Source organism: Paraburkholderia sp. 31.1 (assembly GCF_014397645.1).
GTDB classification, from domain to species: domain Bacteria; phylum Pseudomonadota; class Gammaproteobacteria; order Burkholderiales; family Burkholderiaceae; genus Paraburkholderia; species Paraburkholderia tuberum.
This window is the reverse complement of sequence record NZ_VZQN01000042.1, coordinates 42,456-66,971: the sequence shown is the minus strand read 5'-3', so window position 1 is coordinate 66,971 and position 24,516 is coordinate 42,456. Positions and strand designations below refer to the sequence as shown.

The 24,516-nt window shown below is 64.6% G+C and carries 22 protein-coding genes; 11 read left to right on the top strand and 11 right to left on the bottom strand.

Annotated features, from left to right (window positions below; genetic code table 11):
- Positions 1-28: 28 nt before the first annotated feature.
- From F6X37_RS27930 to F6X37_RS27890, 9 genes are all read right to left on the bottom strand, one after another.
- A complete protein-coding gene (locus F6X37_RS27930) occupies positions 29-2,860 on the bottom strand; it encodes an ATP-binding protein (protein WP_187613533.1) in 2,832 nt (943 codons plus the stop codon).
- A complete protein-coding gene (locus F6X37_RS27925) occupies positions 2,857-3,990 on the bottom strand; it encodes a substrate-binding domain-containing protein (RefSeq protein WP_187613532.1) in 1,134 nt (377 codons plus the stop codon). Before F6X37_RS27925 ends, F6X37_RS27930 begins: the two co-directional genes overlap by 4 nt.
- 293 nt (positions 3,991-4,283) lie before the next feature.
- Positions 4,284-5,612 (bottom strand): NAD(P)/FAD-dependent oxidoreductase, encoded by a 1,329-nt coding sequence (locus F6X37_RS27920; protein WP_187613531.1) that lies wholly within the window; start codon positions 5,610-5,612, stop codon positions 4,284-4,286.
- Between the two features lie 52 nt (positions 5,613-5,664).
- On the bottom strand, positions 5,665-6,009 hold the full coding sequence (locus F6X37_RS27915; protein ID WP_187613530.1) for a cupin domain-containing protein: 345 nt from the start codon (positions 6,007-6,009) through the stop codon (positions 5,665-5,667).
- On the bottom strand, positions 6,006-6,998 hold the full coding sequence (locus tag F6X37_RS27910; protein WP_187613529.1) for a M14 family metallopeptidase: 993 nt from the start codon (positions 6,996-6,998) through the stop codon (positions 6,006-6,008). Before F6X37_RS27910 ends, F6X37_RS27915 begins: the two co-directional genes overlap by 4 nt.
- Before the next feature lie 2 nt (positions 6,999-7,000).
- Complete coding sequence (locus F6X37_RS27905) at positions 7,001-8,479, bottom strand: NAD-dependent succinate-semialdehyde dehydrogenase (protein ID WP_187613528.1); 1,479 nt, start codon at positions 8,477-8,479, stop codon at positions 7,001-7,003.
- A gap of 83 nt (positions 8,480-8,562) precedes the next feature.
- Positions 8,563-9,651 (bottom strand): tartrate dehydrogenase, encoded by a 1,089-nt coding sequence (locus tag F6X37_RS27900; RefSeq protein WP_187613527.1) that lies wholly within the window; start codon positions 9,649-9,651, stop codon positions 8,563-8,565.
- A 94-nt stretch (positions 9,652-9,745) separates the two neighbouring features.
- Positions 9,746-10,669 carry a 2-hydroxyacid dehydrogenase gene (locus tag F6X37_RS27895; protein ID WP_187613526.1) on the bottom strand — a complete coding sequence of 308 codons (924 nt, stop codon included), beginning with the start codon at positions 10,667-10,669 and terminating at the stop codon, positions 9,746-9,748.
- A 6-nt stretch (positions 10,670-10,675) separates the two neighbouring features.
- Positions 10,676-11,560 (bottom strand): GNAT family N-acetyltransferase, encoded by an 885-nt coding sequence (locus F6X37_RS27890; RefSeq protein WP_187613525.1) that lies wholly within the window; start codon positions 11,558-11,560, stop codon positions 10,676-10,678.
- A gap of 317 nt (positions 11,561-11,877) precedes the next feature.
- Here F6X37_RS27890 and F6X37_RS27885 point away from each other — a divergent pair, with 317 nt between their 5' ends.
- The 11 genes from F6X37_RS27885 (at position 11,878) to F6X37_RS27835 (ending at position 22,271) form a co-directional block, all read left to right on the top strand.
- Positions 11,878-12,492 carry a cupin domain-containing protein gene (locus F6X37_RS27885; RefSeq protein ID WP_090811100.1) on the top strand — a complete coding sequence of 205 codons (615 nt, stop codon included), beginning with the start codon at positions 11,878-11,880 and terminating at the stop codon, positions 12,490-12,492.
- A 459-nt stretch (positions 12,493-12,951) separates the two neighbouring features.
- Complete coding sequence (locus F6X37_RS27880) at positions 12,952-14,445, top strand: aldehyde dehydrogenase family protein (RefSeq protein ID WP_187613524.1); 1,494 nt, start codon at positions 12,952-12,954, stop codon at positions 14,443-14,445.
- Between the two features lie 106 nt (positions 14,446-14,551).
- Positions 14,552-15,220: a haloacid dehalogenase type II gene (locus F6X37_RS27875; RefSeq protein WP_187613523.1), complete on the top strand. Its 669-nt coding sequence runs from the start codon at positions 14,552-14,554 to the stop codon at positions 15,218-15,220.
- An 81-nt stretch (positions 15,221-15,301) separates the two neighbouring features.
- On the top strand, positions 15,302-16,579 hold the full coding sequence (locus tag F6X37_RS27870) for an NAD(P)/FAD-dependent oxidoreductase (RefSeq protein ID WP_187613522.1): 1,278 nt from the start codon (positions 15,302-15,304) through the stop codon (positions 16,577-16,579).
- A 77-nt stretch (positions 16,580-16,656) separates the two neighbouring features.
- Complete coding sequence (locus F6X37_RS27865; RefSeq protein ID WP_090811104.1) at positions 16,657-17,460, top strand: ABC transporter substrate-binding protein; 804 nt, start codon at positions 16,657-16,659, stop codon at positions 17,458-17,460.
- 114 nt (positions 17,461-17,574) lie between these two features.
- On the top strand, positions 17,575-18,231 hold the full coding sequence (locus F6X37_RS27860; RefSeq protein ID WP_018422365.1) for an amino acid ABC transporter permease: 657 nt from the start codon (positions 17,575-17,577) through the stop codon (positions 18,229-18,231).
- Between the two features lie 18 nt (positions 18,232-18,249).
- Positions 18,250-19,026: an amino acid ABC transporter ATP-binding protein gene (locus F6X37_RS27855; protein ID WP_187613521.1), complete on the top strand. Its 777-nt coding sequence runs from the start codon at positions 18,250-18,252 to the stop codon at positions 19,024-19,026.
- Entirely contained in the window at positions 19,023-19,334 is a 312-nt protein-coding gene (locus tag F6X37_RS27850) for a (2Fe-2S)-binding protein (RefSeq protein WP_184044624.1), read from the top strand. Before F6X37_RS27855 ends, F6X37_RS27850 begins: the two co-directional genes overlap by 4 nt.
- On the top strand, positions 19,313-20,689 hold the full coding sequence (locus F6X37_RS27845) for an NAD(P)/FAD-dependent oxidoreductase (RefSeq protein WP_187613520.1): 1,377 nt from the start codon (positions 19,313-19,315) through the stop codon (positions 20,687-20,689). Before F6X37_RS27850 ends, F6X37_RS27845 begins: the two co-directional genes overlap by 22 nt.
- Entirely contained in the window at positions 20,686-21,858 is a 1,173-nt protein-coding gene (locus tag F6X37_RS27840) for an NAD(P)/FAD-dependent oxidoreductase (protein ID WP_187613519.1), read from the top strand. Before F6X37_RS27845 ends, F6X37_RS27840 begins: the two co-directional genes overlap by 4 nt.
- 11 nt (positions 21,859-21,869) lie before the next feature.
- Positions 21,870-22,271: a helix-turn-helix domain-containing protein gene (locus F6X37_RS27835; protein ID WP_184071916.1), complete on the top strand. Its 402-nt coding sequence runs from the start codon at positions 21,870-21,872 to the stop codon at positions 22,269-22,271.
- Positions 22,272-22,363: 92 nt separating this feature from the next.
- On the opposite strand, the gene F6X37_RS27830 is transcribed toward F6X37_RS27835, so the two are convergent.
- A complete protein-coding gene (locus tag F6X37_RS27830; protein WP_090811115.1) occupies positions 22,364-22,867 on the bottom strand; it encodes an Lrp/AsnC family transcriptional regulator in 504 nt (167 codons plus the stop codon).
- A gap of 88 nt (positions 22,868-22,955) precedes the next feature.
- Positions 22,956-24,356 carry an aspartate aminotransferase family protein gene (locus tag F6X37_RS27825; protein WP_187613518.1) on the bottom strand — a complete coding sequence of 467 codons (1,401 nt, stop codon included), beginning with the start codon at positions 24,354-24,356 and terminating at the stop codon, positions 22,956-22,958.
- Between the last annotated feature and the right edge of the window lie 160 nt (positions 24,357-24,516).

Sequence of the window (24,516 nt, the reverse complement as noted above, 5' to 3'; positions counted from 1 at the left end):
TGATGCGGTGCAGGTTCTGAGGCGCGAATCACCGCGGTAGCCTCCTTTCCAGATATTGCTCGACGAAGCTGAGGATCGCCTTGGACCGGTAAGCCTTCGCCAACCGGCAAAGGTGGTCTGCGAAGGGTCGATAGCACTCGTCGAGCTCGCTCAAGTGTCGGGCGTGTTGCACGATGGCACGCATGTCGCCGAGTCGCGCCAGGTAGTGCAGCGCTTCGATCTCCCCCTGCGGCGGTGCCATCAAGGGCGCGGTAAAAGGAGCGGCAGCGGGTACAGCCGTGTGGTCCGCGCCAGTGACTTGCGCCTTGCTCGCTTCGTCGATCCACTCGACATTCATGAGCGACGCGACATGGGACAATAGCCGGCCGAATTCGATCGGTTTGGCAAGAAAAGCGTTTGCGCCGGCCGCGAGACTTTGCGCCGCATCGGTCCCCGCGGCGCTTGCGGAGACTGCGACGATGGGCAGATCCCGGAACTCGGGCATCTGGCGCAGGCAACGCGTGGCTTCGAGCCCGTCCATCCCGGGCATGACCACATCCATCAGGACCAGCGCAGGATGCAGGGAGCGGGTTTTCTCCAGAGCTTCGGATCCATTGCCAGCCTCCGCCATGTCGAATCCGAGCGGCCTCAGCATATCGACCATCACGGCACGGTTCTCCGCCACGTCATCCGCGACCAGGATAGCCTTGCGCGGCCCCTTGTAGCCGCTCACGATCCGTCCGGACGCGGCGACAGCCGCCGGGGGCGCCACCACCTGGACATCCAGTTCGATCGAGAAGACGCTGCCAATATCGCGGCGACTCTCGATATGGATGTCGCCGCCCATCAGGCGTACGAGTTGCCGGCTGATGGCGAGCCCGAGCCCCGTGCCGCCAAAGCGATGCCGGTCGTCGCTCACTTGCTCGAAAGGCCTGAAGATTTCCTCCAGGCGCCCTTCATCTATCCCAATGCCGGTGTCCTGCACTTTGAAACATAGTCGCGCGGGCGGCGTAAAAGCGACGCTCAGATGCACGCTCCCCTGCTCGGTAAATCTGATCGCATTGGAAAGCAGGTTGAGCAGCGCCTGACGCAGCCGTATTTCGTCCACCCGGACAGCCGCGGGCAGATCGGGCGGCATGTCGCAATCGAAGGCGAGTCCCTTTTCCGTTGCCTTGACCCGCATCGTCTCGGCGACAAAGCAGACGAACTGTTCGAGCGGAACGTCGGAAAGATTGAGTTCCATTCTTCCAGCTTCGATCTTGGCTATATCCAGGATGTCGTCGATGAGCGTCAGCAGGTGTTCGCCGCTGCGCTGGATGACCGCGAGTCCGTCGATCTGTTGTTGATCGAGAGTCGTGTCGCGTGTGAGGATCTGCGCGTAACCAAGAATCGCGTTCAGCGGCGTACGCAGTTCGTGGCTCATGTGCGCGAGAAAGTCACTTTTTGCCTGGTTGGCCGTATCTGCATGTTCCTTGGCCACGGCGAGTTCCGCTGTCCGTTCGCGGATCATGTCTTCGAGGTGCTCGCGGTAGCGCCGCAATTCCGCTTCGGCATGCTTGTGCTCCGTGATGTCGCGTGAGATGCCGAGCAGGAACTGCGGCACGCCGCGCACATCGGCGATCGGGATCTTCATCGTGTGCACCAGGCGCACGCCATGTCGCGTATGAACCGGCTCTTCCTGTATGTCGATCATGTGATGCGACTCCAGCACGGCCCGATCCTTGAGCGCGAAGAATTCAGCCTCCTCCGCGGGAAACAGATCGTGGACGGACCGGCCGAGGAGTTCCTCGCGCCGGTAGCCGAGAAGTTGCTCCGCCGCCTTGTTGCAGCGCACGAAGCGCAAGGTCGCGGCCTCCTTGACGAAGATCGTGTCCGGGATGTTTTCGATGATGCTGTTAAGAAAGTTCTCGCTTTCCCGGACGGCATCTTCGGCGTGCTGACGTTCGGCGATCTCGGCCGCCTGACCCGCAAGCGCCGTACTGAGTTCGGCCGTGCGCTGTGCGACGCGCGCCTCGAGTCCGGCGTTGAGCTCCTTCAACGCATCCTCGGCCTGGCGGCGCCGGCGCCGGTCTTCAAGGAACTGCTCGACTGCGCGCGCCATATCGGCAATCTCGTCGCCGCCGTGCACGGGGACTCCGGCTTGCGTGCGTCCGGCATCGCCGTGCCGCAGAAAGTGACTGACGCGGCGCAGGCGCGCCACGACATGGCGCCCGAGGAATTCGCGGGCGATTAGCCAGGTGAGCAGCAGGCTCACCGCGACTCCACCCGCCACCCATTTGCGTGTGCGATCTGCGCGAATGGCCAGATCCTGGACTGCTTCGCGGTAGTCGCGCGTCAAATAATCGGACTGCCGTTGCGCCGCGACGGCCAGAGCCTCGGCCGCGCCGCGCAGGTCCTTGTCGAGGCTGGTCAGCGACACGCCCGGCCGCTGCCCATCCGCCGGCGCACCCCGGGGGCCGAGCGCGGTCTCGCGCACCTGCGCCTCGATGTTGGCGATGTTGCGAAAGCGTTGGCTCGACCGATAAAGCGTCAGCGCGTCGACCCCCGGGTCGTCGCTTGCGGCCGCGGAGGCCAGGCGGTCAACCAGGCGGTCGAACGATGCCAGCTGTTCGAGCACATGCCGATGGGTCTCGCGCACGGCATCGATCGTATCGTCGCGAGACAACTGCAACGCGAGGCGTTCGATCGTCAGCGTGTGCTGTACCAGATCCTGCGCATCCGCGAGGCGCGTGAGCCGCTCTTCGGCCAGCTGACGGATCGATTGGGCCGAACCGGTCAACGAGTAAATCGTCGTGGCTCCGACGACGACCACCAGCGCGGCCAGGCACGAAACAACGAGCGCAAATTGAGCGGTGAGCGATTGTGGGAAAGGCAGTTTCACGGTCGTTGCCAGATCTGACGATAAATGTCGCGATAGCCGTTGTCAGGGTCGTAGAGTAGACGATCGCCGCCGTCCGCGGCGACGTTGTCCGCCGTCACGAGATGCACCGGCGTCACGTAACCCGTGACGCCGACGCCCGCGAAAAGTCGGTTCATTTCGTCGACCAGTTGCCAGCCGTGCAGATTCAGGGGTTCGGCCACGGTGCCGGTCTGGAACGTGCCGGTGCGGATGCGCAGGAAGGCGGACTCGCTGCCGTCGCCAGCCGACAGCATGATCATTGCAGCGTTCGGCATTCCCGCCTGAGTCAACACCGGGGCGGCGTAGTCAAAGTAGATGTCGTTGATCGCCAGCGCACAGTTCCAGCGCGGGCCGTAACGCGCGAGCAGGGCGCGTGTCGTCCCCGGCACCAGTTCCCGGCTGCGCGAAATCGCCACGTCGCGCACTTCAAGCAGGGTACAGCCACTGCACGCGCGAACGACGGCAGCCATTTCATCCGCCTTGCCTTGCGCAATTCGGAAATTGGAATCGGTGAAGATGACGACGCCCGCATGCCCGCCGGACTGCACGATGGCCGCCAGCGCGGTCACGCGCGCGACCTCGAGCGGATCCGTCGCCACGTTCATCGCCACGGGCGTGCCGGGCACCGGTCCGGCACGGGCCGCGACATGCCAGCCGACGATCGGGATGTTGTTCTCGGCAAACGGCCGCAGTGCGGGGAGCAGCGCGCGTGCGTCGCCGCCGGCGAGGATCAGACCGTCGGGGTGGCTTGCCAGCGCATTCGCGAGCATCTTCAGCCGCAGGTCAGGCGCACCCGCGGAATCGAAGATCCTCACGCGCCAGCCGATCACCTTGGCCGCCTCCAGCACACCATCGACCACACCGAGGATGCCGCCGTTGCGCAAATCCTCGGTGACGACCGCGATGTGTTTTCCAGATTGCGCAGGTGGCCCGTTGCGTGGCCCGTTCCAGGGTGCAGCGGGACGCGAAGCGGCGTCGACCACTCGCTTGGCCAGGGCCAGGAAGTCCGTCGCGGCGACCGGGGCTCCGGGCGCAGGGCCAGGCAATAAATCCTGCGCGGCGGCGGCCGGCAGCACACACGCGCAAGCCAACGCCAGAAGGAAGCCCTTCATGCTGTTCCCCCGTGGGCTCCGTCGAGGTCGATTGGGGGTGCCCAAAGCCGCTCGCGGATGACCTTTTTAGCAGGATATTACAAGCCGATTCCCGCGTGTCATCGGTCATGCGCTGGCGCAGATTGGATCAAGCGTGGTCGGCACTCAACTGCAATGGTCTGATGGTCAGTGTTTGCCACGATTGCGCGATCAATCGTTCATCGATCGCAAGCCATAAACATGAGATTTCGCGCGGTACGCTGAGCGCGGCTGTACAGCACCGAAGGCCCGCTGTCGCGGGGCGACGTCAGGCGTTACATCATCTCGGGTTTCGCCAGCCGGCTGCCATCGCTAAAGCGCGTCAATCGATATGGCTGTGTCTCGATCCCAGTCGCGTCGTCCGTCACGATGCGGCTAACCAGCATACCGGCTCCCGGTCCCAGCCCGAATCCATGACCGCTGAACCCCGAAGCGATCACAAGGCCCGGCTTGCTCTCCACGCGTGACATCACCGGCACCAGATCGGGCATCGTGTCGATCGCGCCAGCCCACGCATGAGCGATACGCAATCCCGACAGTTCGGGAAAGACCGTCGCAACGTTTTGTAGTGCACGGGTCGGCCACTCGGCATCGGGCGCAGGATTGAGAACCCGCGTCACCTCGAACGGAGAGATGTCGTCGTTGCGCCAGTCCGCACTTCCTTCGGGGCCGCCGAAGAAAGGTTGCGCGATCCGGAATTTGAGCTTCTTGTTGAGTTTGCTGCGGAACATCTGGCGAAACTTGACCGCGTGCCGCAGGTTCTGTGGCGCGATCTCCATGCGTCCATAGCCTGGCACCGCGATCGTGTAGCCGCCGTCCAGCCGCCGCCGCATCGCGAAGTTCGGGCCGGAGAAGCACCCGTCTATCACGGCCGGCGCTTCCGCCGTGCGCAGCGCGGTGCCGATCACATTGACCGCCGGCAGATCGATCCCATGGTGCCGGCAGAACAGGGCGCTCCACGCGCCGCCGGCCAGCACGACGCTGCTCGCGCCAATCCGGCCGCGCTCGGTCCATACGCCGGAGATTCGACCCGCGCTGCTATCGAGTCCGCGAACCGCACAGGTCTGATGCACGCGCGCGCCGAGTCGTTGCGCGCCTCTTGCGATGGCGGGCGCTGCTCGCGACGGCTCCGCGCGTCCATCGGAATGCGACCACACGCCACCCGCCCACTTTGCCCGACTATGCGGAACGCGCGCGGCCACTTCTCGAGCCGACAGCAGCTGACTGTCGAAGCCGAGCGCGCGCGCCTTGCCGAGCCATGCTTCCCACTGGGCGACATCGGCAGACTGCTCGCTTGCGTACAGAATGCCGCTGCGCCGAAAACCGATGTCCTCGCCGAGTTCGTCGCTCAACTCGCCCCAACGCTTCAGGCTCTGCATCGCGAGCGGCAACTCGTAAAGGTCGCGGTTCTGCTGACGCACCCAACCCCAGTTGCGCCCCGACTGCTCCGCGCCAATGATGCCTTTTTCGAGCAGCACGACCGATACGCCGCGCCGTGCCAGCGCGTAAGCGGTGCTGACGCCGATAATGCCGCCGCCGATCACGGCTACGTCGCAGCGATCGGGGAACCCCTCGCTATTCGGGACTTCGTCGATTCTTAGCATGTTTGAGCAACCATGATTGACATGAGCAGCCGGATACCGGGTGCGTACGCTGTCAGAAGATCACATAGATCTTCCGCAGCGTTTCATCGATGTTCCAGAGTCCTTCCGTGTTGGCTTGGAAAAATAGCGTGTCGCCGGCGGCGAAGCGGACCGTGTCTTCTCCGTCGGGCGTGAAGCTGCCGCTGCCCTTGATGAAATGCATCACCTCCGCCTGCTTGACGGAGCGCCGATAGGTGCCGGGCGAGCACTCGAACACGCCGGTATCGATTGCTTCGTGACCGGGAATGACGTACTGGCGTCCCGATACGCGCGACGGTTCGGTACCGGGCAGGCCCGCGGTTCCCCAATCCTCCAGTGCGGAGACTTCCGCGGCTTGCCTGATCTGCTGAACTTTCATTGCGCTGTTTCCTGTTGTCGTGAGCGGAGGTCGATACGTCGTTCGATCCGGCCTAGCCGGACCACGGTGACGCCGGCGCGCAACTGGCGCAGCGAGGGCATCACCAGCATGCAGTCATCGTACGGAGTCGAGACTGGCTGACCGTCGGACCATGCGATCACGGTGCCGGCCTTGTCGAACGTCTCGAGGCCTGTATAAGGACCCGCGAAACGGAAATCCATGCTGCTGGCGACGACCGGTTCGGTCACGCGCACGATGCGCATTTCGTCGGGCAATGGCGCGATCCAGCCGGGCGGCAGGTCGGCTGCGTCGACGATGCCCGACAGCAACAGAAAGCGCGCGGTGCAGTCGCGCGCAACCGTCACCGCGCCGGCTTCCCAGTGCTGGCCGCATTCGATCAACAGGGCATTCTTCGGACTCGTGTCGTCGCCGAAACCCTCGTAGTCGCGCATCCGGCGGCCTTCGGGATGGCCTTCGTCCTGAATCACGGTGGCGGGCGTGCCGAGCCGCTCGGCCAGTTCGGCTCCCTTGCGCAGCGGCCCCGCGACGATCAGCGGCGCGCTTTTTTCATGCATCGAATGCAGGTCGAGCAGCAGATCCACTGTGTCGATCACCGGCCGCATCGCGCGCGCACGATCGAGTTCCGACGAGCGGGTCGCCAGATCGTCGAGCTTCGCGGCGGTCCAGACGCGGTTGAAGTCCTGATCGACGAAACGCGCTTTGTCTGGTGTCGCGGGATCGAACCGCGCATACGCGGCGACGTTCGCGAACGACAGCGTGAGCTTGCCGCGGCGCGGGCGCAGGCCGCTGCGCAACAACGCGTCGACGGTGATCGCGCCGCACACTTCGTTGCCATGCGTGAGCGCATTGATCATCACGTGCGGCCCGGCTTGGCCGGAGTCGAACGAGTGCACGTATGCAATGCCGGTATTGCCGTCGGCGTGCGCCGAGAGGTCCGGAAATTCGACTTCGATCGGATAGGCTTCCATGTTTACTCCAGACCTCCCTGACACAGATACTTGATCGACAGATAGTCATCGAGACCATACTTCGATCCTTCGCGACCGTAGCCGGATTCCTTCACACCGCCGAACGGCGCCGCTTCTGAAGCGAGCGCGCCTTCGTTGATACCGACGATGCCAGCTTCCAGCGCGCGCGAGACACGCTCGATACGGCGCATGTTCTCGCTGTAGAAGTACGAGGCGAGCCCGAACGGCGTGTCGTTGGCGGCCTGCACCGCTTCCTGCTCGCTGTCGAATGGGAACAGCGGCACGACCGGGCCGAAGGTTTCCTCGCCGCACAACACCATCGACGACGTGGCGTTACCCAGCACCGTGGGCGCGTAGTAGTGCGGTCCCAGCTCGGTGAGCCGTCGTCCGCCCGTCAATACGAGTGCGCCGTTCTCGAGCGCGTCCTCGACATGACGAGCGATCTTGTCCACAGCGCGCTCATTGATCATGGGCCCGATCTGCGAGGCGGGGTCGCTGGCGGGTCCGACCCGCAGTTCGGCCACTTTCGCGCACAGCAGCGCGGAGAAACGTTCGTATACGCCGCGCTGCACGAAGACGCGGTTCGGACACACGCAGGTCTGCCCGCCATTGCGGAATTTCGCGGCCAGCAGGCCATTGACCGCGGCATCGAGGTCGGCGTCGTCGAATACGATGAACGGCGCATTGCCGCCGAGCTCCAGCGAGAGCTTCTTCAGCGTGCCCGCCGATTCGCGCGCGAGATGCTTGCCGACGGGTGTCGATCCGGTGAACGTGATCTTGCGGACACGGCTGTCGGCGAGCCAGTCGCCGACCGTCTCGGCCGCCGCCGCACGCGAAGCCGAGATCAGGTTGAGCACGCCGTTCGGCACGCCCGCCTCGTGCGCCAGCATCACCAGTGCGATCGCGGTGAGCGGCGTGTCTTCCGCGGGTTTCGCGACCACCGTGCAGCCCGCCGCGAGCGCGGGTGCGATCTTGCGCGCGATCATCGCAAGCGGAAAATTCCAGGGCGTGATGGCCGCGACGACCCCGATCGGTTCCTTGACCGCGCTCATCCGTTTGCCGCGCTGCTGCTGCGGAATCAGGTCGCCGTAGATGCGGGTGGCTTCGTCGGCGAACCACGCGACGTACGACGCGCCATAGTTCACCTCGGCGCGTCCTTCGGCGAGCGGCTTGCCTTGTTCGAGTGAGATCAACGCACCGAGTGCGTCGCGATTCGCGACGATCAACGCATGCCAGCGGTGCAGTACCGCCGCGCGTTCGCTGGCCAGCCTCGCGCGCCACGCGGGCAGCGCTTTAGCGGCGGCGTCCGTGGCCGCTCGCGCGTCGCTGGGGCCGCTGTCGGCAACTTCCGCGATCAGCTTGCCGGTTGCCGGATCGGTGACCGCGAAACGCCGACCGCTCGCGGCGGCGACCCACTCGCCGTTGATGAAGTTCTCCGTGCGGATCAGCGCGCGGGCCTGTTGTTCGAGATTCGTGCTCATATGAGGTCTCCGTGCCGGTTGGCATGCGACGGCAGAGCGCCCGACGCGCGCCGGGCAGTCAGTGCAGCCTGCTCTGTGAGTGATCAGGACGGGTTGGCGACCCGAGCCGCGATCGCCGCGCCGACCTCCGTGGTCGATGCGCTGCCGCCCAGGTCGCCCGTGCGCGGGCCTTCCTTCAGTACCCGCGTGATCGCGGCGACGATGGTGTCGTGCGCATCGCGCTCGACACCCGCGCCGTGGCCGAGAAAGTCGAGCATCATCGCGGCCGACCAGATCATCGCGACCGGATTGGCAATGCCCTTGCCGGCGATGTCGGGCGCCGAGCCATGCACCGGCTCGAACAGCGACGGAAAGCGCCGATCGGGATTCAGGTTGCCCGACGGCGCGATGCCGATCGTCCCCGTGCACGCCGGCCCGAGATCGGAAAGGATGTCGCCGAACAGGTTCGATGCGACCACCACGTCGAAGCGATCCGGGTTCAGCACGAAGCGCGCGCACAGGATGTCGATGTGCTGACGGTCCATCTTCACATCCGGGTAGCGGGCGGCCATTTCATCGGCGCGGGCGTCCCACCACGGCATGCTGATCGCGATACCGTTGCTCTTCGTTGCAACCGTGAGTTTCTTCGCTCGACGCTGTGCAAGGTCGAACGCGAACTTCATCACGCGCTCGGTGCCGTGGCGCGTGAAGATCGACTGCTGCATCACGACTTCGCGCTCGGTGCCCTCGAACATCGTGCCGCCCACCGACGAATACTCGCCTTCGGTGTTTTCGCGCACGATCATGAAGTCGATATCGCCCGGCTTGCGGTTAGCGAGCGGGCAGGGCACGCCTTCGAACAGCCGCGCGGGGCGCAGGTTCACGTACTGGTCGAATTCGCGGCGGAACTTCAGGAGCGAGCCCCACAGCGAAATATGGTCGGGCACCTTGTCGGGCCAGCCGACCGCGCCGAACAGAATCGCATCGCAGTCCTGCAGTTGCGCCTTCCAGTTGTCGGGCATCATCTGGCCGTGTTGCGCGTAGTAGTCGCACGACGCCCATTCGATATGGCGGTAGTCGATGCCGATGTCGAAGCGTTTGCATGCGGCGTCCAGCACGCGCAGGCCTTCGGGCATCACTTCGGTGCCGATGCCGTCGCCGGGAATCACGGCAATGCGGTATTTGCGGGTCATACATCTCTCTCCTTGCCGTGATCGCGCGCCGTCTGCTGACGCCGCGCGGATGGCGAAATGGGGTTGCGTTCGGGGGGCGGGCCGCGCATGGGTATCAGTAGCCGCGCGTCCGGTCGATCAAGCCGTTCATCCGCTCGCCGCTGCGATAGCGGCGCAGGTTTTCCAGTACCGCATCGACGGCCGGTTCGGGCCGCGTCGCGCTCGCGATATGCGGCGTGATGCGCACGCGCGGTTGCGCCCACAGCGGATTGTCGGCGGGCAACGGCTCCGGGTCGGTGACATCGAGCACCGCGCTGTGAATCTGCCCGCGTTGCAGCGCGTCGAGCAGATCGGCGCTGACGAGCTGCGGTCCGCGGCCGACGTGAACCAGCGACGCGCCTCGCGGCAGCATGTCGAATACCCGCCGGCAGAGCAGGCCGCGCGTGGCGTCCGTGAGCGGCAGCAAACAGATCAGGATGTCGGCGCGGGCAAGCAACTCGTCGAGCCCGGCCTCGCCCGCATAGCAGTCGATCCCTTCGAGCTCATGCTTCGAGCGGCTCCAGCCCGCGCAGGCGAAGCCGAACAGCCGCAAACGCTCCAGTACCGCGCGACCAAGCATGCCGAGGCCGAGCACGCCGATTCGACGCGACGCGGCGGCGCGCAACGGCATCGGCTGCCAGACGCGCGCCCGCTGCTGCAACCCGTAATCGAACAGATCGCGGTGAATCGCCAGCACCGCCTCGGTGACATATTCGACCATGCCTTCGACGATGCCCGGCTCGAGCATCCGCACCACCGGCAGATGCGCCGGAATCTGCGACAGATCCAGTTGATCGACTCCCGCGCCGACCGAAAACACCACTTCGAGATTCGGCAGCGTGAGCGCGAGGTCTCCCGGTTGCCACGCGACCAGATAGCGCACGGCCGTGGGATCGCCGATGTCCGGCCACACCCGGAACGGCACGTCGGGCGCCAGCTGCGCGAAGCGCTCGGCCCATAGCGCTCCACGCACCGGATCGGCTTTGTAGAGGACGGTCATTGGCGGTTACGCCATCGCCTGATTGATGATGCCGAACGCGCGCCAGCCCGGGTCCGGGGCCACCTCGCGCAAGTCGGCGGGCGCGTTGCGCACCATTTTTTCGACCGAGTCGACGCGCGGCATGCCGACATGGGTCAACCAGTCGTTGATGCCGGCGTCGTCCGGCACGTCGATCCGCACGAAGTCGCCGGCGTGCTGCGCGAGCCAGTACGAAATCAGTGCGCGAGCACGCAGATCGTCGGACCCATGCTGCGCGACCACCGGTCCAACCGAGTAGCCGCGTCCGAACGGACGGAACAGCGAGAAACCGACCACTTCGCCGTCACGTTCGAGAACCACGGCTTGCGCGAACCCGAGCAGCGCCGGTATCGTCGCGCTGCGGTCGAAGCCGCTCGCGCGCGACGCGAGTTCGATCAGCTTCGGCGTGTCGTCCGGCCTCGCGGCACGCAACTGTTCGCCGGGCGGCGGCGCGACAGCGGCCACGCTGCCGAGCGTGCCCTGATGCTGGCTGAGTCCGCCGCAGCTGACGAAGCCGAGCTTTTCGTAAAGCGGCTTGCCCGCGACCGTTGCGTGCAGGAAGGTCACGCGGTTGCCCAGTTCTTCGAGCACCAGTTCCATCAGCTTGCGGCCAATGCCCCGGCCCTGTTCGTCCGGCGAGACGATCACGAGGCCGAGCGTGCCGCGGTCCGCGCCGAATTTCCAGCAGAGCGCGGTGCCGATCACGGCGCCATTGTCTTCGGCGACGAAGCCGGTGCCGGCGTCGTACATGAAGCGCCAGTCATCGGCGCGGTGCGGCCAGCGCACCGCAACCGAGAGGCCGTGCGCGGCGGCGATGTCATCGGAAGTGAAGCGGCGATAGGTCAGTGATTTCTTCACGGTTGATTCGGACACTGCAAACTCCTGCTGGCGGCATGATCAGCCTAGACTGTGGCATTCCCGGTGCCTGCTTCATAGGACGATCTTTTTGTTATTCGGGCCGGTGTGTGGTCGGGTCTGCTTCACGGCGGCAGCGACGCGCAACGCAATTGCACAGGTATTTTTGGCGTTCACCCCGCGGGTGCTATATTCAATATAATGCTGAAAATTGAACGGGCGTTCATTGTAACGAAGCGGCTGGCGCCTCATCGGATGCGACCGTGCGCGCCCAGCACAACAACCGCACCGGCGGCACATGGGCAGCCGGCCGCAGCGTCATCAACGGGAGACACATGCAGCGAACCGAGCTCAGCAAGAAGCGCACGGCCGACCCCGGTCCCGGCGACGTCGGCGCTCGTCTGCGCGCGCTGCGCGTCGCGCAGGGTTTGTCGATCAACGAACTGGCGATGCGCGCGGGCGTGTCGGTCGGCACCGTCAGTCAGGTCGAGCGCAACAAGGCCAATCCGTCGGTGCGTATTCTCGAGCGCCTGCGCCTGGCGTTGGAGGTTCCGCTGACCGCGCTGCTCGAAGAAGACGACGCGGTCTCGGACCCGATCACCGGCGATTTCGTGCGCAAGGCGGCCGAGCGGCCGCTGTTCGAAGTCGGCAAGAACGGCATGCAGAAAGAATTGCTGTCGCCGCATGGCGATCACGATTTGCAGATGATGATCATCATGCTGCCGGCCGGCTCCGGTTCCGAAGAGGTGCTGGTGGGCATCGGCGAGAAGGCGGGCCTGGTGCTGGAAGGCACGGTCGTGCTGAATGTCGGCGACCGGCGCTCCGAACTGCGCGCGGGAGACAGCTTCCAGTTCAAGAGCACGGTGCCGCATAGCGTGCGTAACGAAAGCAGGAAGACTGCTCGTTTGCTGTGGATCATGAACACGCAGCCGCCCGTCATTCATCTTTGATCTGTTTGTTGTACCGGAGCCGCATGTCGTGTGGCAAGCGGCGCTGTCTTCCCTCTCTTTTCCCCGCTCGCTCTGACGCGTCGCGTCCGGTTCGCACGGACGGCGGCTGACGTCAACGCCTTTCTCTCATTCACATTTCGGTTTTGCGTTGCACGACGGAACGGGCGTGTCGCGTCGCCTCGCTCGTGCGCGCCCCAGCCGTGCGGGCTTGCGGCCCGTGCCCGCCAGTGCGGCGGTGGGCTCTCCGAGGCAGGCAATGTATTGCAGCGCACAACGAACTTTTCACACAGTTTATTTTTGACCACTAGTATTTCATTTCGTGTTCATTAAAATGAACTTCATCCGATGTTCGTTCATTCGGCGGTCGCGATGGCGAACAGCAGTGCCGAGTGGTGCCGCAGTCATCAGTGCGTATGCGCACGCGGCACCACACACTTGAACCTACTGATCAGGCCGGACATGTCCACTCCGTCACTCGATTTCGATCCTTCAGCCGTGCCGTTGCCGCAGGGGCATTTCATTGGCGGTGCGTACTATTCGGCGGGCGAAGCGCAGATCGCCGTTCACCGGCCGTCGGACGGCGCGCTGCTTGGCCATGTGCCGGACGCGTCGGACGCCACCGTCGATCACGCGGTCAGCAATGCGCTAGCGGCATGGAAAACGAGCGGCTGGGGCACCCGCTCTCCGCGCGAGCGCGCGAAGGTGCTGAGCCGCTGGGCCGATCTGATCGATCGCGATGCGGTGAGCCTCGCCCAACTCGAAACGGTCAGCTCGACGCGTCCGGTGACGGAAAGCTATACATCAGATGTGCCGTTCACCGCGGAGGCGATCCGCTTCTTCGCGGAGCTGGCCGACAAGCTTGGTGGCGATATCGCGGCCACGCGCCGCGACAGTCTCGGTTTTGTTGCATCGGAGCCGTACGGTGTGATCGGTGCGATTACACCGTGGAATTTTCCGCTGTCGATGTGTTCATGGAAGTGCGGTCCCGCGCTCGCGGCGGGCAACGCGGTCGTGATGAAACCGTCGGAAATGACGCCGTTCTCGACGCTGCGTCTCGCGGAACTCGCCATCGAAGCCGGCATTCCTCCGGGCATCTTCAACGTGGTGAATGGCCGTGGAGCGACGGCGGGCGCCGCGCTGACGCGTCACCCAGGCATCTCGAAGATGAGCTTCACCGGTTCGACCCGCACGGGCGCCGCGATTATGAGCGACGCCGCGATGCACGGCACCAAGCCCGTCACGCTGGAACTCGGCGGCAAGAGCCCGCAACTGGTGTTCGAGCATGTGCGGGACCTCGAGCATACGGCGCGCTGTGTCGCCCGCGGCTTTACGGCCAACGGCGGCCAGGCCTGCGTGGCCGGCACGCGGCTGATCGTGCACGAGCGCATTGCCGAGCCGCTGATCGCCGCCATTCAACGGCAACTGCAGCCGATCGAGCCCGGCCCGCTGTGGGACAGCCGCACCGCTTATTCGCCGATCATCAGTGGCGCCCAGGCGCGACGCATCGAAGCGCTGATCGGGCAGAGCCGCGAGAGCGGCGCGGAAGTGATCTTCGGCGGCGGCTTTTTCGAAGGCACCGACGAAGGCTATTTCCACCGCCCGACGCTGCTCGCCAATGTGACTTCAGAGACGCCCGCCGTGCGCGAGGAACTATTCGGCCCGGTGCTGACGGTACAGACATTCGCCGACGAGGAAGAGGGCATCGCGCTCGCCGCGCATCCGATCTACGGTCTCGCGGCGGGGGTCCATAGCAGCGACATCGGTCAGGCGCTGCGGGCGATGCGCCGCATCGCCGCGGGCACCATCTGGATCAACCGTTACGGCCGCAGCGGCGACATGATCATTCCGACGGGCGGCTTCGGCCAGTCCGGTATCGGCAAGGATCTCGGCCGCGAAGCGATGGTGGCGAGCATGCGGCACAAGAGTGTGCTGATCGATTTCGAAACGCTGTGAAGCCCGGCTTTACACCTGATATACGCAAGCATCAACCGCACTGATTCAACCCGAAACTGAACCCCGAGCCTGCAACCAGGTTCGCCACGACGACAGGATGTTGACCATGATCGATTTCGAGCCGAAGTACATCACTTTCGACTGCTATGGCACGCTGACCAACTTCCAGATGGGCCAGACCGCGCGCGAGCTGTACGGCGACAAGCTGGACAAGGCGAAGATGGATGAGTTTGTCGAGTTCTTCCGTGGCTACCGCCTCGACGAAGTGCTGGGCGCATGGAAGCCCTATCGCGACGTGGTCGTGAACTCGGTGCGCCGCACCTGCGAACGCACCGGCGTGCCGTTCGACGAAGCGACCGCACTGAAGATCTACGAGGCCGTGCCGAGCTGGGGCCCGCACGCGGACGTGCCGGAAGGGTTGTCGCGACTGGCCTCGAAGTACAAGCTCGTGATCCTGTCGAATGCATCGGACGACCAGATCCACAGCAACGTCGACAAGCTCGGCGCGCCGGTCCACAAGGTCTACACCGCCCAGCAGGCACAGGCATACAAGCCGCTGCAGAAAGCCTTCGAGTACATGTTCTCGCAACTGGACTGCAATCCGGAAGACGTGCTGCATGTGTCGTCGAGCTTCCGCTATGACCTGATGACCGCGTACGACATGGGCATCAAACACAAGGCGTTCGTCAACCGCAGTCACGAGCCGCTGAACCCGTATTACGGCGTCAACGAAGTGTCGGGCATCCCGCAACTGGCATCGCTGCTCGGCCTCTGATTCGCACGTCCGGCCTTCTCACGACATCGCTTCCCGCGCGCCGCTGAAAGCGGCGCAACCAACCGACAGGAACGCATCACGATGAAGCTCGACTCCTACTGGCTCGACACTGCGCCACGCTTTACCGGCGGCGCCCAGGGTCCGCTACCGCAGCGGGTCGACGTTGCGGTGGTCGGCGGCGGCTTCACCGGGCTGTCGGCTGCGTTGGAGCTGGCCAAACGTGGCATGTCGGTGATCGTGTTCGAGGCGGGTCGACTCGCGGCGCAGGCATCGGGCCGTAACGGCGGCCATTGCAATACGGGCGTCGCGCAGGACTACGCCGCGTTGTCCGCGCGCATCGGCAGCGAACGCGCGTCGGAGTTCTACCGTGCGTATGCCGGCGCCGTCGAAACGGTGAAAACGATCATCGGGGAGGAGCAGATCGATTGCGATCTGCGCCACTCCGGGAAGATCAAACTCGCCGCGAAACCGCAGCATTTCGCGTCGCTCGCGAAGTCGTACGAGGTGTTGCGGCGCGAAGTCGATCCCGATGTCGAACTCGTGCCGCCCGAGCAGATTCGCAACGAGATCGGGTCGGACAGCTTTTTCGGCGGCCTCGTGCAACACAACGGCATGCAGATGCACATGGGCAAGTTCGGCGTGGGTCTCGGCACGGCAGCCGCACGGCGTGGGGCGCAGATCTACGAGAACACGCCGGTGACGAACCTCAAGCCGCTCGGCGGCAACGCGTTCGACGTGCAGTGTCCGCTCGGGACGGTACGCGCCGAGCGCGTGCTGATTGCCACCGGCGCGTCGCAGGTCGGTCCGCTGCAATGGTTCCGGCGCCGCATCGCGCCCGTCGGCAGCTTCATCGTCGCAACCGAGCCGCTTGGCAAGGCGCGCCTCGATGCGGTGTTGCCGACGCGCCGCTCGTATGTGACGACGCTGAACATCGGCAACTATTTTCGTGCCACGCCGGACGAGCGTCTGCTGTTCGGCGGCCGCGCGCGCTTCGCGATGTCGAATCCGCGTTCGGATGAGAAAAGCGGGCGGATTCTGCGTGATGGGCTCGCGCGCTATTTCCCGCAACTGGCCGACGTGCGCATCGATTATTGCTGGGGCGGCCTCGTCGACATGACGGCCGACCGGCTGCCGCGCGCAGGCCAGCATGAAGGACTGTTCTATTCAATGGGCTACAGCGGCCACGGTGTGCAGATGTCCGTGCACATGGGTCGTCTGATGGCCGACGTGATGTTCGGCGCCGCCTCGCGCAATCCGTGGCGAACGCTCGAATGGCCCGCGATTCCAGGACATTTTGGACGCGCGTGGTTTCTGCCGCTCGTCGGCGCGTATTACAGGTTGCAGGATGTACTGCATTGAATGGATCGACTGATCGCTACCGTTAGATGGTCGGGCAGCGCGTAGATTGAAAATCACTATTCCCAGAGGAAATCCCCATGTTGCGTTTCATGTTCCAGCCTGCAGCCGCCGTCCGCTTCAACACTGTGCAGCGCTTTGCCGCCGGCGCGGGCCTCGCGATGACGATGATGTTCGGCGCCGCCCACGCTGCCGAAACGGCGACGCTCACCGCCGGCTCGCCGCCGTCGAGCGCGCCGACCACGTTCATGAACGTGAAGACGCAGCAGATCGAAGGCCTGATGCCGGATGTCGTCAAGGAGATCGGCAAGCGCGAAAACTTTAACGTGTCGTACGACGCGGTGCCGTTCTCGGCGCTGATCCAGTCGGTGGTATCGGGCAAGATCGACATCATCGTTGCCGGCATGACGCCGACGCCGAAGCGCGCCGAAGTGGTCGATTTCTCGCAGCCGGTGACGGCGTTTGGCGAAGGCATCATCGTGAAGGACACGAACAAGGCGGTCTATCACTCGGTGCAGGACCTGAAGGGCATGACGGTCGGGGCGCCGACCGGTACCGACTACGGCGATCAGTTGAAGAAACTCGGCATCTTCACCGAAGTGAAGATGTACGACAGCCCCGCCGACATGACGCGCGATGTCGCGCTTGGCCGCATCGTCGCAGGCTTCAACGACTATCCGATCCTGAAGGCCCAGGAAGCCGCGGGCGCGATGGCGGGGACGCGGGTCGACGACGCGTATGTGCCGATGGAAAAGTTCGACATCGCGATCGCGGTGAAGAAGGGCAACAGCGCGCTGATGGCGAAGATCAACGACGCGCTGACGAAAATGAAGGCCGATGGCACGCTCGACGCGATCCTCAAAAAGTGGCACTTGGTGAGCTGATTGGCTTCGCGTGAAAAGAGCCGTGCCCGCGGCGACGCGGGACTCGTCCTGCCAGGTCCGTCGCGCAGCGGCGCGGCGGACTGAACGAATACGAAGAGCAATGGAAGGCACGACATGCACTGGCAAGATATAGCCGACTTTGTACCGATTTTGCTGCAAGGCGCGGTGATGAGCATCGTCATCACGCTGGGTTGTCTGGTGTTGAGCACCGTGCTCGGCCTGACCTGGGCATTGCTGAAGATGTCGCGCTATCCCCTCGTCGTACGCGGTGTGAGCACGATGATCAACGTCGTGCGCGGCCTGCCGATGATCGTGCTGCTGTTCTACATCTACTTCGTGCTGCCGGAAATCCACATCCAGGTGTCGGCGCTGCAGGCCAGCATCATTGGGCTTGGTTTCGGTTACTCGACTTACGTCGCGGAAATTTTCCGGGCGGGTATCGAGGCAGTCGATCCGGGTCAGTACGAAGCCGCGCAGTCGATCGGCATGGGCCGCGTGAAGACGATGATACGGGTGATCCTGCCGCAGGCGATCAAGGTCGCGCTGCCGCCGTACAGCAACACGCTCGTGATGATGCTGAAGGATTCATCGCTCGCGTCGACCATCACGGTCGCCGAAATGACGCGCGAAGGCCAACTGATCGCGTCGTCGACGTTTCAGAATCTGACGGTATATACGCTCGTCGCGCTCGGCTATCTCGCGATGAGCTTGCCGCTGATGAGCATGACCCGCACGCTTGAACGACGTTTCGGTCGGCACAGGGCGAGATAAGTGCGAAGTGAGGATGCGATGATCGAAATCACGAATGTGCACAAGAGCTTTGGCACCGTACCCGTTCTCAAGGGCATTTCGCTCAACGTCCGCCAGGGCGAAGTGGTCTGCCTGATCGGTGCGTCGGGCTCGGGAAAGTCAACCCTGCTGCGCTGCATTAACGCGCTGGAGTCATACGACGAAGGCGAAATTCGTCTGCTCGGCGAGCGCGTCGAACAGCGCGCGCGTAACATCAACCAGTTGCGCACCCAGGTCGGCATGGTGTTTCAGCGCTTCAACCTGTTCCCGCACCGTACGGCGCTCGAGAACGTGATGGAAGGGCCGGTGCATGTCAAGCGCCTCGCGCGCGCGGACGCGCAACGCGAAGCGTCTGAACTGCTCGACAAGGTGGGGCTCGGCCACAAGCTGCACGCCTATCCTCATCAGCTTTCGGGCGGGCAGCAGCAACGGGTGGCGATTGCGCGCTCGCTCGCGATGAAGCCGAAGGCGATCCTGTTCGACGAGCCGACCTCGGCGCTCGATCCAGAACTGGTCGGCGAAGTGCTCGGCGTGATGCGCACCCTCGCACGGGAAGGCATGACGATGCTGGTGGTCACCCACGAAATGGGCTTTGCGCGTGAGGTGGCAGACCGGGTGTGTTTTCTGCACGCGGGGCTCATCATCGAGGAGGGCACGGCGCATCAGGTGCTGGGCTCGCCGCGCGAGGCGCGCACCCGCGAGTTCCTGCGCCACGTGCTGACCAATCGCAGCGACGCTCATGTCGCGCCCGACGGTATGGCAGGAGCCGCGGCATGAACGGCAGATTCGTACGCGTAGGCGAGACGGTTCGCGCCAAAGTCGAACTGACGATCAACGGTGCGCCGGTCGAAGCGCTGGCCGGCGACACGCTGCTCACTGCGATGCTGTGCTCGGTGCGGCATGTGCGGCAGTCCGAGTTCGGCGCGGAACAACGCGCGGGCTTTTGCCTGATGGGCGCGTGTCAGGACTGCTGGGTATGGACCGCCGACGGCGAGCGGCTGCGCGCCTGCACCACGGTGGTCGAAGCAGGCATGCGCGTCGTCACGACGCAACCGGAGGCGCAATGGCCGAACCTCGCATCGTAATCGTCGGCGCAGGGCCTGCAGGGGTGCGCTGCGCGCAAACGCTGCTGGCGGCCGGCATCCGCCCGATCGTCGTCGACGAAGGCAGGCGCGATGGCGGCCAGATCTACCGGCGTCAGCCCGATGGCTTCACGCGGTCGTATTCGAAGCTGTACGGCACGGAAGCCGCGCGCGCGGAGAACCTCCATCAAACTTTCGAGCGACTGCGCTCGCAGATCGATTACCGTCCGCAGACGCTGGCGTGGAACGTCGCGCAAGGCAAGCTGCATATCGTGCATGAAGGACACGCGAGCGTGTTGCGCTACGACGCGCTGATCCTGTGCCCCGGCGCGACCGACCGGTTGATGCCGGTCAAAGGCTGGCAGTTCGCCGGTACCTACAGCCTCGGTGCCGCGCAGATCGCGCTGAAGTCGCAGGCCTGCGCGATTGGCCGTCAGGTCGTTTTCATGGGTACCGGCCCATTGCTGTATCTGGTCGCGAACCAGTATGTGCAGGCGGGCGCCAGGGTAGCGGCAGTACTCGACACGTCGAAGACCGGTGCGCGCTTGCGCGCGCTGCCCAAATTGCTGGCGCGCGTCGACGTATTGCGCAAGGGCCGCGCGCTCGTGAGCGCGTTGAAGCGCTCAGGCGTGCGGGTGGAAAACGGCATCGAGCCGCTCGAAATTCTCGGCACTGCGGACGACGGCGTGCTTGGCGTACGCTTTCGCGATGCGCGCGGCAACGTCGCGCAGGTCGAATGCGACGCGGTCGGTCTCGGCTATCACCTGCGGCCGGAAACCCAGCTTGCCGATCTCGCGCGCTGTGCGTTCCGGTTCGACGCGATCACGCGGCAATGGGTGCCGCAAATCGACGAACTCGGTCGCAGTAGCGAAAAGGGCGTCTATATTGCGGGCGATGGCGCGCGCGTGCTCGGCGCGGACGGCGCCGAGGTCGCCGGACGGCTCGCGGCCCACGCTGCGCTGAGCGATCTCGGGCGGCCCGTTGCGGCGACCACGCTCGACGCGTTGACGCGCGAACAGCGCAAAATGGATCGCTTCCGGCTGGGTCTGGCAGAGGCGTTTGCGTGGCCTGCCGCGCAGGCGGCGCGTCTGTCCGACGATACGATCGTTTGCCGGTGCGAAGGCATCACCGCGGGCGAACTGCGCCGCGTGGTGCGCGATGAAGGCGCGCAGGAAGCGAACCGTGCCAAGGCCTTTAGCCGTGTCGGTATGGGGCGTTGTCAGGGACGTTACTGCGGCCATGCGGGTGCGGAGGTGATCGCGGCGGCGGCGAACGTGCCGCTCGAGCAGGTTGGCAGACTTCGTGGACAGGCGCCGGTCAAGCCGCTGGCCATTGCAACCGTGGAGGATACCGAGTGAACCGTGCACAAGCCGATGTTCTGATCGTGGGCGGCGGGTTCATGGGTGCGTCCGCCGCATTTTTTCTGAGGCAGCGGGGCCGCTCGGTGATCCTGCTCGAGCGCCAGCTCGTCGGGCAGCAGGCGAGCGGCACCAACTTCGGTAACGTGCGCCGTCAAGGGCGGTTTCTGCCGCAGTTGCCGCTGGCGAACCGTTCGCGCGAAATCTGGGGGCGTCTGCCGGAATTGATCCAGCACGACGCCGAGTTTCTGATGTCGGGCCATGTCCGCGTCTGTTATCGCGAAGAGCAGGCCGACCAGTTCGAAACCTATGCGAAGGAGGCCGCGCACTACGGTCTCAAGCTCGACCTGTTGCGCGGCGACGCGCTGCGCGCGCGGTTTCCGTTTCTCGGTGCGGAGGTGCTGGCGGGCTCCTATTCGCAGATGGACGGGCACGCGAATCCGCGCCTCGCGGCGCCCGCGTTCGCCCGCGCCGCGGCTCGGCTCGGTGCGCAGATCGTCGAAAACTGCGATGTCGTGACGGTGGAAAAAGAGGGCGCCGAGTTTCGCGCCACGAGCGCCGACGGCCGCACGTTTCATGCGCCCGTGCTGCTGATCACGGCGGGTGCGTGGGGCAACCTGCTGTCGGAGCAATTCGGCGAAGCGGTGCCGATCGCCGTCAACGGTCCACAGATGGCCGTTACCGAACCCGTGCCGTATGCGATCCAGCCGGTGGTCGGCGTGTCGTCGCCGCAGATCGAAGAGGTGGTGTATTTCCGCCAGGTCGCGCGCGGCAATATCGTGATCGGCGGCTGCGCGCGTGCGCCTGCGTATCTCGACGAACGCCGCGCGAAGGTTCTCCCGTCAAGCACGTTGCTGCAGTTCAGACAGCTGCAGCGGGTCGCGCCGATGCTGCGCAAGCTGAGCATCATCCGGGTGTGGAGCGGCGTGGAAGGCTATATGCCCGATGACAAGCCGATCATGGGCGCAAGCGGGACGACCGGCGGCCTGTTCTATGCGTTCGGTTTTTGCGGCCACGGTTTTCAGCTTGGTCCGGGCGTGGGCGACACGATGGCCGAACTGATCGACACCGGCGCCACCAGCACGCCGCTCGAGCCGTTCGACATCCGCCGCTTCGCGGCCAGTCGGGAGACGGCACCGACAGTGCCGCCCACGTCGCGCGTTGCGTGAGCGGAGCGTCGATGCTGAGCCTGAGCCCAACTTCGTCATCATCCGCGCCTGAGCTTGCGGGCGCGAGCCGTCATCCGACGCGCGCGCCGAATCGCGTGAGCCGCGCCGTGCAGCGTGCGCTCGACTTCATCGATGCCTGTTTCGCCGAGCCAATCAGCCTGTCCGAACTGGCGGCCGTCGCGCAGTTGAGTATTTCGAGGTTTGCGGTGCGCTTCAGCGCGGAGATTGGCGTGTCCCCACAGCAATATGTGCGGCTAGTGCGCGTACGGCATGCGCAGCGCCTGTTGCGACGAGGCTTGCCGCCGTCGATCGTCGCGACCGAGGTGGGCTTCTTCGATCAAAGCCATCTATGCCGGCACTTCAAACGCGTGCTTGGCAGAACGCCGGGGGAATGGCTGAGCGCGAATGGTTGACTGCAAGTCGACGGGCCACCGGCGTCGCGCCGGTGGCCTCGAACGCATTCGACCCGATCAGGCCGGCGCGCGCAGCCGAAACCATCACCGCTTCATTGATGCTGCTGCGAGAAGAGCGTTTCCAGCGGGTATTCGGATTTCACGAATGGCGTCTTGATGATGACGTAGCTGAAATACTTCTCGATGCCGATGTCGCGCTCCAGCAGCCCTTCGATCACGCTCTGATAATGATTGACGCTGCGCGTGACGAACTTCAGCAGGTAATCGTAGCCGCCGCTCGCCAGATGGCATTCAATGATCTCGTCCACAGGACGGATCGCCGCCTCGAACTTGGCGAAGTCTTCGCGACGATGGTCGGCGAGCGTGACCTCGGTGAACACGATCTGCACGTCACCGAGTTTCTGCAGTTGGATATGTGCGCCGTAGCCGACGATATAGCCGGCCTTTTCAAGCCTTTTCACGCGAATCAGACAGGGGCTCGGCGAGAGCCCCACGGCGTCCGCAAGCTCGACGTTCGTGATACGGCCTTTCTTCTGGAGTTGCGAAAGAATACGCAGGTCGATCCGGTCCAGCTTCGTGTCGCCGCTTGTCGTCATGTATCGGTCTGCCCGTCGAAGGTTCTGCTTTTCGCTTCGTTGCGCTTCGCCTTGGTCAAGCAACGCGCAGGCCGATGTTATCACGCGCTCAGGCGGCCGCGCGGCTCGCGCCGCGCAATGCGGCACGCACCTCCGCCTGCTCGAGCACGTCGTCGAGCGTGCGCCGCAGACGGCCGAACAGTTGTTCGAACTCGGCCTCGCCGAAGCACAGCGCGGGCGCGAAACCGAGAATGCTGTCGCCGAATGCGCGGAACACGAGGCGGTTGCGGTAGGCTGCGGCCGTGATCCGGTCCGGCAGCTTCAGCGACGGATCGAAGCGTGCCCGCGAGTTCTTGTCCGCGACCAGTTCCAGCGCGCCGAGCAGCCCGCGATGACGCGAGTCGCCCACCAGCGGATGAGCGAGTAGCGCGTCGAGCCCGGCGGCAAAGCGCGGTGCCTGCGCGATGCCGTTCGCGAGCAGACCGCCCTCCTGATAGAGACGCAGTACTTCGAGCCCGATGGCGGCGCTTACCGGATGCGCGGAGTAGGTCTGACCGTGACCGACGACCGCGGTATCGCGCGCATCGCCTGCAATGCCCTGGTAGATTTCGTCGGACATCAGCACCGCGCCCATCGGCGCATAACCGGAGGTCAGCCCCTTCGCCACCGTCATCAGATCCGGCTCGACCTGTTCGGCCTCGCACGCGAAGAGCGGGCCGGTACGACCGAAGCCCGTGATGACCTCGTCGGCGACGAACAGGATGTCGAGGCGGCGGCACGCGTCGCGCATCGCCTTTAACCAGCCGACCGGCGGCACGATCACGCCGCCCGAACCCTGGATCGGCTCGCAGAAGAACGCGGCGACGTTCTCCGCCCCGAGTGACGCGACTTTCGCTTCGAGCGCGGCGACGGATGCGGCGATCAGCGCTTGCGCGTCACTGCCTTGCGGCTGACGGTACGCATACGGCGACGGCAGATGGTGCTGGTGCGGCAGCGGCAGGTCGAAGTTGCGGTGGAACGCGGGCAGCGCAGTGAGCCCCGCGCCGACCGACGACGATCCGTGATAGCCACGTTCGAGCGCGATCATCTGCTTTTTCGCCGGGCGCCCCGTTGCATTGAAGTAATGCGTGATGAAGCGTATCGCGGAGTCGATCGCATCGGAGCCGCCGAGCGTGAAATAGACGTGCTGCAGCGAAGCGGGCGCAAGCGACACCAGTTTTTCGGCCAGTTCGATCGCGGGTTCCGACGAGAAGTGGAAGTAGGTGGTCGCGTAGGGCAGCTTCATCATCTGGCGCGTCGCCGCTTCGACGATGCTCTGCTGGCCGTAACCCACGTTCACGCACCACAGGCCCGCAAATGCGTCGAGCAGTTCATTGCCGTCGATATCGCGCAGATACGCGCCCTGGCCGGATTCGAGTACGGTGGTGCCGCGCGCTTCGTGCGCGCGATAGTTGATGACCGGGTGAATCAGGTGCTTGCGGTCGGCGTCGATCAGCGATGAGTTTGACATGATGGTGGTTCCCCGCACGTGGCGATCAGGTAAGAGTCACCCCTCGATGGTAGCGACAGCCGTATGCGTGCCGTTCAGCCAAAAAAAAGCCTAAAGAGCGTCGACGCAGCGTTTTTCACCCTGCAGACAGCATTTTCTGCTGCGTGTGCTTAATAGCAGG